The 14046-nt window shown below is 52.0% G+C and carries 8 protein-coding genes; 1 reads left to right on the top strand and 7 read right to left on the bottom strand.

The window, feature by feature from the left end; genetic code table 11:
- Window position 1 precedes the first annotated feature (1 nt).
- The 6 genes from JIN87_RS11185 to JIN87_RS11210 all read right to left on the bottom strand — a co-directional run bounded on the left by JIN87_RS11185 (window position 2) and on the right by JIN87_RS11210 (window position 11281).
- Entirely contained in the window at window positions 2-2155 is a 2154-nt protein-coding gene (locus JIN87_RS11185; RefSeq protein WP_200355647.1) for an alpha-L-rhamnosidase-related protein, read from the bottom strand.
- A 1126-nt stretch (window positions 2156-3281) separates the two neighbouring features.
- A complete protein-coding gene (locus JIN87_RS11190) occupies window positions 3282-4040 on the bottom strand; it encodes a type 1 glutamine amidotransferase domain-containing protein (protein WP_200355648.1) in 759 nt (252 codons plus the stop codon).
- An 87-nt stretch (window positions 4041-4127) separates the two neighbouring features.
- The gene (locus JIN87_RS11195; protein ID WP_200355649.1) at window positions 4128-5903 is read right to left on the bottom strand and encodes a sulfatase; all 1776 of its coding nucleotides are present in this window, start codon (window positions 5901-5903) and stop codon (window positions 4128-4130) included.
- 15 nt (window positions 5904-5918) lie between these two features.
- Window positions 5919-8753: a glycoside hydrolase family 78 protein gene (locus JIN87_RS11200; protein WP_200355650.1), complete on the bottom strand. Its 2835-nt coding sequence runs from the start codon at window positions 8751-8753 to the stop codon at window positions 5919-5921.
- A gap of 223 nt (window positions 8754-8976) precedes the next feature.
- Window positions 8977-10137 carry a Gfo/Idh/MocA family protein gene (locus tag JIN87_RS11205; protein ID WP_200355651.1) on the bottom strand — a complete coding sequence of 387 codons (1161 nt, stop codon included), beginning with the start codon at window positions 10135-10137 and terminating at the stop codon, window positions 8977-8979.
- A gap of 229 nt (window positions 10138-10366) precedes the next feature.
- The gene (locus tag JIN87_RS11210; RefSeq protein WP_200355652.1) at window positions 10367-11281 is read right to left on the bottom strand and encodes an AraC family transcriptional regulator; all 915 of its coding nucleotides are present in this window, start codon (window positions 11279-11281) and stop codon (window positions 10367-10369) included.
- Window positions 11282-11809: 528 nt separating this feature from the next.
- Between JIN87_RS11210 and JIN87_RS11215 the strand changes: the two genes are divergently transcribed.
- Entirely contained in the window at window positions 11810-12904 is a 1095-nt protein-coding gene (locus JIN87_RS11215) for a TIM barrel protein (RefSeq protein ID WP_200355653.1), read from the top strand.
- 98 nt (window positions 12905-13002) lie between these two features.
- On the opposite strand, the gene JIN87_RS11220 is transcribed toward JIN87_RS11215, so the two are convergent.
- Window positions 13003-13722 carry an acyl-[acyl-carrier-protein] thioesterase gene (locus tag JIN87_RS11220; protein WP_200355654.1) on the bottom strand — a complete coding sequence of 240 codons (720 nt, stop codon included), beginning with the start codon at window positions 13720-13722 and terminating at the stop codon, window positions 13003-13005.
- Between the last annotated feature and the right edge of the window lie 324 nt (window positions 13723-14046).

Below are 14046 nucleotides of genomic sequence, written 5' to 3' on the forward strand. Positions count from 1 at the left end.
CCTATTTCCTAAATTCTTTTCTAGCTTTTCGAAAGCCGCCTTTGCCATCAAACACGATGCCCATCATGCTCCGGTGGATACCAATTACCGCAACGCCAGACCAAGCATGAACGTGGGATACAGGGATCCAATCCATCTCGAGCGTTGGCGTATTGCCGAGGAACGGATGAGGATAGATATCATCGGAAGTGTTCGGATCAAAGACTTCCCACCAAGTCTTTGCATCGCGATCGAGCATCGGCTTCCAGTAACGATTCAAAACTTCCGGAACGCGATCCCCCATTCCGTAACGCTCAAGCGCCTCGAAGACGATGAGATAAAAACTTGGTCCATACGGCAGCACGTAAGCATCCGGCTCGAGCAATTTCTCAAGAATTGAGCGGCCGAGCTCCTGATCTGGGATGCCCGCCGCGCACAGCATCATGTTGCTTTGGAAGCTCGCGCTGAATTCGCCCTCAGATGGATGCACCTCCCGGTACAAGCCTTTCTCTGCTTCGAAGAAGACCTCATGGGTACGGGTGCGCAGCGTTTTCACGTGACCACCAAAGAGCTCCGCATCGGACGCTTCACCGCAGAGTTCAGCCATTGCTGCCATTGCTTCCAAGTGCTGGACGTAAAGCGCTTGGATAAAACTGGTACGACCCAAACGTTCAATTCCCACACCCCAGTCAAAGAACGGCGTTTCCTGAGAAGTCAGGTTGATGAACTCGCCAGTGAAGTACCTGCGAATATAGGTATCGGCAAGCTTCGCCGAAGGGTACCATCGCTTGATAAATTCCAAGTCTCCATTAAACAAATACTGCTCGTGCAACATGATGCAGAGGTGCAGCTGGAAATCTGGCAAGTACTGACCATTCTCACGAGGGCCTACACAAGGCACCCGCCCCTGCGGATTCTGCAAAGCAAAGAGTTGCTCGATCGACTTTCTACCGAGCGGATCTTCCTCGTAGAGGTACATGCTCATCAAGGCCATGATACGGGCATCAAAGGTCCAGAGATCCGGCTCACGCAAAGGACAGCCTTCGAAATGCTGAGAAGAGCTAATCCGCAATGTGTAATCGCTCACGTCGATGATCTGCTTGAGAAAGTCATCTTCAACGCCGCGATACTCTGTAGCAGGAAATGAATACATCTCGTTGTGATGCGCCACCGACTCGATACAGATCGGTCCGGACTGCTGTATGATCACCAGCTTGATGAAGCGGAACGCCCGACGGTGATAGGCCTTCCACTCCCGGACCGAACCGTGAAACTTCACGACATCCGTACGGTAGCAATCGAGACTTTCCCCGTACCAGACTTCGACAATCGCTTCGTCACCGCTTATCTTGATTTCCGGTCGACCGACGACTTCCTTCTCGAAGTCAAAAACCAACTCAGGCGAAGCTCCATATACCTGCTGCTCAACTCTCACCGGCAGTTTCAATCCCTCCGCTGAAACGACCACCTTTCCGTCGACATCAAAAAACCAAGATCCCCTCCGAGAAAAGTCACTTACCAGATTCTGCTTGATAACACGTCGTTCTAGATCCGGCAGCTTGTACTCCTCAAGGTTGACCGCATAGCGGGAGTTAACAGCTGGTCCCCGCGAAAACGCATCCTTCCACTCGGGGCCGATCTCGTCACCCGCCGACATCCAATTGTCCTTCTTGTCGCCGTGATAGAACTCCTTGTAGCCATTCCACTCGCTAAGACGGCTTCCCACCGTGCTGTACTCAGGGCTGATCCGCACCTTCCAGCCGTCCTCCGAACTGCGGCAAAGGATTTCGTTCGACGAAGACAGACTGAAAAGCATTCCCGGTTCCCCTACATCAAACTCGGAGATGCTCGGGAAGTCATACCCTTCGTGAAAAACACGGATCGAAACTCGGTTCGTACCTTTCTTCAAAATCCCTGCCGGGATCGCGTGCTTGTGGAAATACCAAAGTTGGCGAGAACCTGGAGTTGGCCCGTGGGCGATCCTCTCCGAATTGACGTAAAGCAGGTAGTGAGAGTTCGCCGTGACCTCCCCTACGATCCCGTCAAGATCAACACCGTCGCCAATCTCGAAATCCCGCACAAAATCCAGATAAAGGGGCTTACCCTTTTCGATCCCCGAGGGACGAATCTTCTCTTGGCCCGGCAAAGCGAGCCACTCAGCATTGTAAATAGACATCGTTTCTTAACAGAAATAGGAGCAACAGGTATCGTTTCCTATTCACAAAAAGAAAGAGCCCGATCTGGTCAATGCTCGAAGTTCGATTCCGCACAAATTTGTCCGAAAGAAGCTTTAAACACACCATTTGGCAGCCCCTTGACAAAACATTCACCTAACAAGCAGAACGTCCCCCACGATGCACGAAGGGGACGACATTTAGCAGCATTTGTACAGCGGGATAACAAGAGTAACCACGAGAGCCTATTCTCTCACAGTCACAAAGCAAAAACCTCACTACTGAACCGTAACATCTTCGATGTAGTACAGCTCCGTGTCACCTTCTAGAAACCTACCACTTATGCTCCCCGCGAGTTTGTGAACATGAGCCCACGACCTCCTCCTCTGCGGCTACAATGCCTCAGAAGCCTCCCTCCTCTCCCGCTACAATTATCTCCACTATTTCTCCCCAGCATTCCGAAAAACCTATGGTCAATCGCCCCCAAAGGCACTCGGCGTAACGCCGCACGAGATAACTCCAGATTGCTTTCAGATTCACCTCATTTTCAGAACTGGCAAATTGCCATCAAATTGCCACTTGCCAATCTAAACTGGCAATTTTCAAACCTTGATTTTTGAGCACAATGCTACATATTCCACTCTAATAGAGCATTTTACAAAAATGAGACAAAAGAAAAAGGCGTCCTCTACCGGGGGTTCGAATCCCCCTCTCTCCGCCACTTTTGTCTCAGACAAAAGCGACTCCGTTCGGGGTGCCCCTTGTTTCGTCGCGATGCTCCTCAAGTCTCGCTTCGCTCGGTACTCCGCCACTTTTAAAGCCTCCCAGCACGTAGATTGTTCGGGAGGCTTTTGCGTTAAACAACGGAAGGAGGTGAGAAGCTCTGGAAGAGAGTTCGACGAAACGAGCTCGCGAGCGAAGTATGCGTCCGGAGCACTTGAACGAAGTTCAACCAATCCCCTCTCTCCACCGTTATCATTGGCCCTATTTCAGAACCTCGCGGGCGAACCAGCAAGCGAACCGCGTGCCAACAGCTACGAATTTTGATGAGCTACACAGCAACAGCCTCTAGCTTGCGAACACAGCAAAGCAGACCTGAACCTTTCACCTCGAAGCGAAAAAAGATTTTCAAAGCTGCCTAATTGATTCAATCAACGCCTCTGCGACCCTCGCCGCTGAAGCAGGGTTCTGCCCGGTTATGAGTCGGCCACTAACGACCACCTTATCATTGAACATACCGGCTTTTTCAACAATCGCGCCACACTCTTCCAACTTGTCCTCCAGGAGAAATGGCACATCACCGGCAAGTCCAGCGATCCGTTCTTCCGCATTTGTAAAGCCAGCAACCCTCTTTCCCTTAATCAGCAGCTCGCCGTTACTTAGTCGCAGATTCACGAGCGCCGCAGGACCGTGGCAGACAGCCGCGACTGATCCTCCAGATTCGTAGATCGATGCCGCGACATTAGCGAGAGCCTCGCTCTTGGGGAAATCCCACATCGTGCCGTGCCCTCCCGCGAAATAGATTGCGACGTATTCGCTAGGATCGACTTCCGCCAATGGCAACGTAGTTGCCAAGCTTTCAACAGCGCTGAGCGTCTCCCAGAAACGCCTGTTTTCCTTATCCCTAAGACTGAAGCTCCCCGGGTCGATAGGCGCGTGTCCTCCCTTTGGACTGGCGAAATGTATCGTGTAGCCGGCGTCATCTAAACGAGTCCAGGCATGGGTAATTTCGGAAAGCCAGGACCCCGTCGCTTTGCTCGAGTCTCCTATCTTGGATTGATTCGTTACGACCAAAAGCACTTTGGGTCCCGCCTCTACAGGGAGGACAAGATAGGTCGAAAGCGCCACAACAAGGAAAACAGATGCGAATGTAATGCGTTTTTTCATACGTTTTCCAAAGGATCTAAGTGCAAGTTGAATTCTCGGATTCGTATCGAGAGAAGGTCGCTCGCAAACCTACGTTCCTTAAGCCTCTCAGTTCTTTGCTTTCTCCCAATGCCTTACACTGTAAGCGGGCTTCGCTTGGATCGCGAATTCATCGCCCAACAGTTTTGCCCGCAAATCGACAAAAGGATAATCGCGAGTGTCATTCTCTGCGTTGTATCCGGGATTCAATGTCGGCATGTACTTCTGCTCCACATTATCGTCGAGCCATTGATTGAGCTCCTTGAAAAGTGCACGGGCGAGCTTCGGTTTAGACTCCGTCAAATTATTCGCCTCCGAAATGTCCTTTTCGACATTGTACAGCCAAAGCCGTCCCGACCAATCATAAATCAATTTGTGAGGACCCTTACGAATCGCCGAGTGAGGCGTCAAAGGCAGATTATCGACGGGATTGTAGACCTGCACATTTAGGGGGTAATGCCAAAAATACGTGTCGCGCCCATAGTGGCCGCGGCCTTTCGGTTTCTCAATCAGACCGGTCAGGCTGCGCCCATCGATCCCGGGCTGTCCGTCCACACCACTGTAATACGGTTTAGCGTCCAAGCCTGCATACTCGAGGATCGTCGGAAAGAGATCATTACAATCTACCGAACGATCGACCCACTTGCCTCCTTCGATCTTGCCCTTCCAGTAGAAAAACAGCGGCACGCGTATCCCACCTTCGAATACCATGGCCTTGCCACCCTTCAAAGGAGCATTGGAGGTCGCCCGCGAATCATCCGCCTTGGTCTTCTGATTCAGTGGCCAGGAAACGCCCCCATTGTCGCTCATGAAAATGATAAGCGTATTTTCGAGTTGATCAGTTTCTTCCAAAGCTTTCACAAGTTGCCCAATTGAATCATCCATACTGCGGTTCATCGCCGCATAGGTCGCGTTGTCATGCTTGTTCCATCCCTTGCTCCCCTTCGATTCGAAATAAGCGATATCCTTCTTCTTGGCTTGAATCGGACTATGCAAGGCGAACTGGCAGAAATAGAGGAAGAATGGCTGCTCCTTTTTAGTCTCCGCGTGCGAACGGATAAAATCCGTCGCTTGCGCCGTCAGCTCGTCGGTAAGGTATTCAAAATCCTGATCCTTTCCCATATTGGAATGAAGCAACTTATCTTGCGGCATTTGAGGATGAGTGAGTCGATCGCTCTCCCAAACCTTGCGCCAATTGAAGTAAGGAGAGCCTCCCGCATCGAAGTAGGCCAGTTCCTCGAAACCTTGATCCTTCGGCTCGTAGCCAACCGAACCATGTCCGCCCAGATGCCATTTCCCCACAAAAGCCGAACGATAGCCGCTCTCATTTAGTACCTCCGCAATAGTATTTGCATCACGCCCGAGATCGCCATTTTGCCCCGAAGGCAAAGCCAACAAAGAGCCGCCATTCCATAAGGCCTGCTCATGCGGGATTCGGTCCCCCCAAAAGATCGCATCCTGAGTGAGATGCCCCGGTGGCGGTGTCTTGTTTTGATTGTACCAACTGCGAACAATCCCCGGCGTCGCCGTGGTAAATCCGATTTTCCCCGCATAACGTCCCGTCAAAATGCTGGATCTAGTCGGCGAACACAAGGGACAGGCATAAGCCTGCGAAAAGGCGACGCCCCCCTTCGCAAGTCGATCGAGGTTTGGCGTCTCGTAGAATTGCTCCTCCGTCGCCACTCCCGTCACACGCTCGGCAAAGGCTCCGACATCCGTATAGCCCATGTCGTCCGCAAGTATTAGAAGCACGTTCGGCTTCTCAGCGGCTCCGAGCGAGAGAGCCGACCAAACAAACAGGGCCGAGGTTAGGCAGGAATAGAATGCCGAAGTTGTTCTCATCATTATTAATCTCTAAATTCAACTGTCCGCCATGACTTCAAATCGGTAGCTTCCCGACTGAAGGCGAAATGAGCTCATACCGTTTTCGCTTGAGAGATGCTCCACTCCCTCAGCCGCAGAAACCGACTTCCCAGATTCCCGCACTTTACCAGGCTTCGAGACGGGGAGATCCAAACGTGCGCTTGTATTCGCAGGAACTGATACATCCAAACTCAAGCCACCCGCATCAGTCTTCTTCCATTCGACCTGAATAAGACCATTGGGCGAATCGAAGCCACCCTTTGCCCAGCTCAACTCTTCAGTCGGGTTAGGCGCAATGCGGAACTCCGTCCAGGAAGGTGCCGTCTGGTCGATCCCCACCAAGTTTTGGAACATCCATTCCCCCACCGCGCCAAAAGCGTAGTGACTGAATGAATTCATCCCTTCATTACTCGCCCCCTTACCCTTAATGTAGCTATTCCAACGTTCCCAAATGCTGGTCGCCCCATTCTTCACTTCGTATCCCCACGAAGGATACTCCTGAGTATGCATTAATTTTCCGGCCACGCTGTGCTGACCGCTCTTGGTCAAGGCTGGCAAGAGATGTCGGGTGCCTAGGAATCCAGTCGCCATGCGACCGCCCTTCTCCTCCACCAAAGCCGCCAACTCCTGGCCAGCCGCCTTCTGCTGATCCTCTGGAATCAAGTCCATGAAGATCGCCAAAGCATAGGCCGTCTGGGTGCTCACCTTCAGCTTGCCCTTGCCTTCCAAATAGAGCTTTCGGAAAGACGCTTCGATTTCCTTCCTCTGCTTACGATAGAAATTCCCTTTCGCCTTATTCCCAATCGCATCGGCCATCTCCGCCATCATTTGGGCGGACTGCGCATAATAGCATAAGTCGATATAAGCGAGCGGAGTCGGTTGATCCAAATTCAGCCAATCCCCCCAGGTCTTGCCTTCTTCCGTTCCCAACTTCTTGCGATCTCTCGCATGACGGAAGGCCATAAAGGTATCCATGGACTGCCAATTGTCTTGGACGACTTCCAAGTCTCCGTACGCCTGCCAAATCGTCCATGGGCAGATTACACCCGCGTCCATCCAAGCAGTGCCATGCGGCGGTCCAGGACGCGAATACGGGAAGGGAGCAAAGGCAGGATAGGATCCGAAAATCAGCTGCGAATCGCGCAGGTCCACCAGCCATTTCTTATAGAAGGCCGCAATGTCAGCGTTGTAGGTCGCCGCCTTTACGAAAATCTGAGCATCGCCGGTCCAGCCTAAGCGCTCATCGCGTTGCGGACAATCAGTCGGCACTTCCAAGAAGTTCGCCCGCTGTGTCCATACGATATTGCTGTAGAGCTGATTCAGCATCGGATCCGAACACTCGAAACTTCCGGTCAAAGGCGTATCGGAGTGCATGACTAAACCGGTGATCATGTCGAGACTTGGCTTCTCATCGATTCCCGTCACCTCAACGTACTGAAAGCCATGATACACGAACTGTGGCGACCACACTTCGGCTTCCTTGCTTCCTTTTAAAGTATAGGTATCGGTGCTACGAGCGGTACGCAGATTCGCCGTCACCAGTGTCTTGTCCGGACGCACCATTTCAGCTACCCGCAAGCGTACTTTTTGGCCGGCTTTACCCTTCACCTTCAAACGAGGAATTCCCGCGAAGTTCTGCCCGAGGTCGAAGACATATACGCCGGGCTCAGGCTCGAAGATTTGCTTTGCAGCCAGCTCCTCTGTCACTCGAACCGGTACGCCTGGGTGGGCCTCGAGGGTATCGACATAGGGTAGCATCACCGAAACCGGCTCCCAGGCCTTGTCATTATATTTTGGCGACGTCCATTCTCCCAGTTCGCGGCGAGCATCGTAGGACTCGCCCATTAGAATATCGGTTTCCGTAATCGGACCTAGCGAGGTTTTCCAAGTCTTATCGGTCTTCACGATTTCGCGTGTTCCGTTTTCATACTCTATTTCCAACTGCATCAGAAGAGACGGCGTTTCGCCGTAGTAACCTCTACCCGAAGGATTGGAGTGCATCTTCACGAATAAGGCATAACCAATATAGCCCGCGTACCAGCCATCCGACAGGGTAGCTCCAATCGCGTTGGCGCCCTTTTCGCGTACGTGATCCGAAACGTCGTAAGTTTGGAAATACAAGCGCTTGTGGTAGTCGGTCCACCCCGGAGCAAGGTACTGATCGCCCACTCGCTCTCCATTGATGGAAACCTCATAGACACCCCTCGCAGTAGCGTACAGTGTCGCCCGTCGAATACCTCCCTTTGCCTTGAATTCCTTTCGGAAGTACTTGGCCGGGCGCATTCTCAAAACACCGCGATGCGGGTCATCTGTTAAGAAAGTCACATTCTCGGACGTTTTGAACTCATGATTGTCCTCCATGCCAATCCAGTCGCCTTCCCAATCCGAGTGCTCCAGCAAACCGACCGACCAGCTAGCGACATCGCTCCAATCGCTTGCCTTGTCATCACCATCCCAGAGCTTAACTTTCCAAAAGCACTGCGAGCGGGCGTCCAACTCCTTTCCCGCATAGCGAATCAAGCGCGTATCGCTCGTATTCACCTTCCCACTATCCCAAAGATCCCCTTGATCACTCTCTAGTTGCGAGCGCGTCGAGGCCACCAGAATCCGATAAGCGCTTTGCTTCAAGCCGCGCGCTTCCGGCGCTGAGGCGCTCACCCTCCATGAGAGACGCGGGGCCGCTTCGCCAATGCCGATCGGATTTTCCAAATGCTCCACTTGGAGCTGAGACGGCTGTATGGTTCCAGCCAACAAAGTCTGGCCAACAAAGAGCAACCAGAGCACGGCGAAACCAAAGACTCGATAGCGATTCTGTATTCTAGAATATGTCATATTTTCAAAAAGTTGATTTTTCTGCCCTAACTGCGTTTTTATTTTCCGCTAAGATCGTGCAACTACAGTTACGGCCGCTCGCTTAGATTCACGTATTTGAGCACAATCAGCCCAACCGTTAGTAACGAGTTTGAGGAGCCCCTTCCGCATTTATCCCCCACCCCTTACAAACCGCTTCTTCAACTGTCAGTCCCGCAAGAACATGACTGTCAACCAAGCCACCCTAACTCTTCGCCATCTTCGTCCACTTGCTTTTCGACTTGGCTGATTTGACGACCGTTTCAACAAAGGCCATCCCTTTCACACCGTCGTCAACAGTTGGAAAATCTAAGCTCTTCGGCATCTTCTTTCCGCTTACTTCCGCTCGAATCGCCTTCGCCGCATTCACGTAAACATTCGCAAAAGCCTCGATAAATCCTTCGGGATGACCAAACGGCAGACGGGTGTTTTCCTGGGCGACCCGACAGTTGTAAGCATTGCCTCGCCTCACGATCTGGCGCGGTTTATCCGAGTATTTCACGATCAGCTCATCTGGGGATTCTTGGTGCCATTCGAGAGAGCACTTCGTTCCGTAGATACGGATATTCAGGTTGTTCTCATCTCCATTAGAAATCTGCGACGCATAGAGCACGCCTTTCGCCCCGCCTTTGTAGCGGATAAGCACATTCCCATCGTCATCCAGCAAACGGCCGGGAATGAACGCCGTCAATTCCGCGCAGAGCGATTCCATTTCCAATCCAGTGATATATGATCCAAGATTCGCTGCATGCGTACCGATGTCCCCCATACAGTTTGAAGCTCCGGCAATAGACGGATCAGTCCGCCAGGAGGCGATCTTCGCGACGGCCTTGTTATCTACGTCGCCAACCGCATAACCCTGGGGGTATTCAGTCACTATTTTCAGGATACGACCAAGCTTCCCTTTCTTCACCATTTCCTTGGCTTCCTTCACCATCGGGTAGCCGGTATAGTTATGGGTAAGAGCAAAGACTTTTCCAATTCTTCGCACCAGCGTCCGCAGCTTTTTGGCCTGCGCGAGATCGAATGTCATCGGCTTATCGCATATCACGTTGAACCCCGCCTTGAGAAAGGCGCTAGCTATTTCGAAATGGGTGCTATTTGGGGTAACGATGGTCACGAAATCAATTCGTTGGTCCTCCGGCAACGCAGCCTCTGCCTTAGCCATTTCCAAATAGCTACCGTAAACACGACTCGGATCGAGAAATAGCTCCTTCCCTGATCGCTTCGACTTTTTCGGATCAGAGGAAAACGCCCCCGCAACAAGTTCGATCTGCCCATCGAGAGCAGCGGCCCGTCGGTGAACGTTTCCAATGAAGGCGCCAATACCCCCTCCAACCATTCCCATTCGTAGTTTTCTATTCATTACAATAAAATTTGAGATTCTGATTCACACGAGGGCATAGAACAGGCACTTCATCTCCCCGAAATATAAGCCTCCATTTTTCACAAATTCAGCGAACCTCGCTAATGCGCTAAACGCGAAAACAAGTGCTCTCGTCTCAGAGCGAGCGGCCGTTCCCAATCCGCAACATTGGGCGACCATTGGCCGCGTCGAAAAGAAACCTACCCGCGCAAAGCGAGTCGCTCCGCTGTCAAAGGCTCAAGCGGAACTCCCGTGGAGTCTGGCCCCACCGTTCGCGGAAGAGCCGGTTGAAATGGGATAGGTTTTGGAAACCTGACTCAAAGGCCGCTTCGGTGATCGAGTGATTGCCGGCTATCAGCAAACGCCGACAGTACTCGAGCCGATACTGCTGGAGAAAAGTGGTGAAGGACTGGCCAGTAAATTGTGGGAAATGACGCGAGAAAGTCGCGCGACTCGTCGATGTATGCTTCAGCACATCCTGCAAGGTGATGGGATCCCGGAACCGCGAACTGATAAACTCGATCGCCTCCGAAATGATCTCACTGTATCCAGCCGCCCCTGACTTTAAGCGAATGGGACGCGAAAGCGAGCTTACCCCAGCAGACTTCTCAGACGAAAAAGCCTGAGCGATGTCACCGAGCAGCTCGAATATAGTACCCAATCGACTGATTGGCGCTTGAGCGACCGCTTTCTCCAAGGCCCCACCTACCCGCTCCGAAAGCTCCTCATCAAATAACAACCCCTCGGCAGCGAGCCCCCAGAGTCGATCCAAGTCCCGCAATTCTGGAATCTCGCCAAAGGCCGAGCCAGGCCCGACTCGAAATTGCAAAGCAAAGCCAGCTGACTCGCCCACCTGCCACTGGTGAGGCAGAAGCGATCCCAACATCACAGTCTCAGGCGCATTCACCTGCCGAATGGAATCCCCCACCAGGCGTATTCCCTCTCCCTTCGAAAAATGAGCCAACTCGATCTCAGGATGGTAGTGCCAACGGTGCCCCATCCCACCTGTGCGTTCCAACGCAGGTTGTCCGTGATGAATCTGGGGCTTCGCCACTGAGCCATCCCAAGACAGTAGTCGAAACGACAAGCCAAGCGGACTGGTGACTTGCTCGAATGAAGGAGACGTTTTGGGTTTGTTCTTCATGAGGGGGGACATCGAGTCAGCTCGACGTCCGACAGTAGAGGAATGAGATAAGCAACGGGCTGCGGAAGAATCATTAAAGCTCGCATCATAAGCCTCAGAGGGGGCAAACGGTCTGGATGCAGCCTATCTCTCAACAAGACCATGGATTGAGACTGACACCCGCAGAGATTCTCAACCAGTTCAAAGCACGTACGTTGACGTTCAATCCATATGCAATCCGGTTCATTTGGTGCTTCTGAGCGGTCTTCATAATACTCTAGTATCGGAAAAGGTGGTTAATTCCACCGTCATGACGAGACAATAACACGTATTATGCAATCTACGAACAAGCGTAGCCTTTGACCCGTCCGCCAAGCTCGCAGCGCGCTCCTCGCCGAAGCAATCGAAATTGTGAGTTGGTCAATAGGAGTGGAAGTGGCAGACCTGAAACAAATCTCCGTCCATTAAAGTCGCAAACTGAGACTAGAGCATCAGTTTCCGCATTCATTGCATTAGCGGAATTAGCAAAAATGATGAACAATCGATCTCATGAAATCTCCTTCAAGTTATCGATTTTCCTTTGGCCCTTGGAATATTAGCGAAGGTGCCGACCCTTTTGGCCCTGAAGTAAGGCCTGCCTATCCTCACGAACAGAAATATGCCCTTTATAAATCGCTCGGTTTCGAAGGCGTGCAATTCCATGACGACGATGTAGTCACTGACATCGATGCGAAAAGCCCCGCCCAAATCGCAGCCGAGGCACGACGCATCAAATCGATACTGGACAACGAAGGGCTCGTCCCAGAATTCGTAGCTCCCCGTCTTTGGTTCGCGGAGCAGACAGTGGATGGTGGATACACCTCCAACTCAGCTAGCGATCGTCAGTACGCATGGGAACGCACCCAAAAAAGCATCGATATCGCAAACGAAATCGGAAGCGGAGCCTTGGTCTTGTGGCTCGCACGCGAAGGCACCTACATCCGTGAAGCGAAGGATGCTAAGCTCGCCTACGAGCGCATTCTCGAAACGATCAACCGTGCCCTCGAATACGACGATAAGATCGAGATCTGGATCGAACCAAAACCCAACGAACCAACCGACCAAGCCTACGTGCCAACGATCGGACACGCCGTCGCCCTCGCCTACGCCTCGCAGGACCCAAATCGTGTAAAGGGCTTGATTGAAACAGCTCACGCTCAACTCGCCGGACTCGATCCTTCCGACGAAATGGCATTCGCGCTCGCCCACGACAAACTCGCCAGCGTGCACCTGAACGACCAAAACGGACTCAAGTACGACCAAGATAAGAACTTCGCTTCTTCCAATCTCCGAGCCGCCTTCAACCAAATCCGCGTTCTCGAAGCCGCCGGATACGGCAGCCGCGGAGAATTCATCGGTCTCGACGTTAAAGCCATGCGTACACAAAAAGGAGTGCCCGTCACCGAACATCTCTCCAACAGCCTGCGCATGTTCCACCATCTCGTGGAAAAAGTCCGCAGCTACGACACGGCGAAGGAAGCCGCTTTCCGAGAAGCCAGAGACTATGAAGGTCTCGAACTCTACGTGATGGAACACCTGATGGGCGTCCATCAAGCGAGCTCGCCTTCAACGCCAAATGGCGAGGTGCTGTCAGCGGCCCAATAAGGTTTAAGACAACAGATTCAGGCGATTTGTTTAAGCAGAGCGAATCGCTATCTCTCAGCGACCCGACTCAGTCAAACGGGGCACCCTTGCGATAAGAGCTAATCGAAACGTAGCTGACCATAAGAAGCCATCTCTTCCGCAAAGCCGATCCTGAAAGCAAGCCCCTGCTCTCCCTCCTCCAAAGCGACTTCAACCGCCTCCTCACTCAACCCGATTTCCTTGGTAAAATGAATGACGAGCTCACGTGGACGCGTATTCTTCTTTTGGACACTCAAACCCGTCTGCAGAAAATCCAAGTAAGCAGCGCTATTCACGTGCTGATGCGGATCGTAATCCGCATAGCGCAATGAAATACTCGTCCGAGCGGCACCTTCAGTCGTTCGCAAAAGAATCATCCTCACCAAATCGCTAAAGAAGCAATCATGGTTTCGAACAGGTATCGACTCGACAATCTCTTCGGGCACTTTCGCCACTCTCTTCTTCCCCAAGTCCACATACAACCAAACCGCTGAAGCCTCCCCGATTTCTTTACCATCGCAAAGGATACGGAACTCGCGGAAGGCCTTGAAGCCTGAAAACGAGGAGATCCAAGTCTCCACCTGAATCGTTTCCCCAAATTTCGGATACCGTTTGAAACGCATCGCAAGACGCCCCAAAAACCAAGATTTTTCCTCTTCTCCTTTCTCCTGAATTAAGAGATTGTAATGCTGAACCGCCGCTTCTTGCAAAAGCTGAAAGAGCGAGCCGAGACGAATCCGTTGTTCTCGGTCAACTTGGAAATAGCCAATTTGATGTTCTTGAAGATACTCGCTATCCATTACACAGAATCACTTGTAGGAACAACGCAAATACAGCCCTTCCGTTCTCTTTGTCAATTCACTCTAGTTCCCCTCTCTGAAGCGATATTGCACTTCCTTATGGAAGCAAATCAAACCCGCACTTCAGTCACGCAAGAGAACCTCACTCAACGATGACACCCTATCTCTCGATCGGAAACTCCCGCCAAAACTTAAAAGCAGGACGCAGATCCCGGCAGCCCCAATCCATAGCACTGAGGGGCAAATCTGCCTGATGCCCTTTTACCGGCGAAACGCCTAACGAAACAAATGCAAAAATAGTCTCAAAGAAGAGTCGAACCCCAT

This window comes from Pelagicoccus mobilis, from assembly GCF_016595505.1.
GTDB lineage: Bacteria > Verrucomicrobiota > Verrucomicrobiia > Opitutales > Opitutaceae > Pelagicoccus > Pelagicoccus mobilis.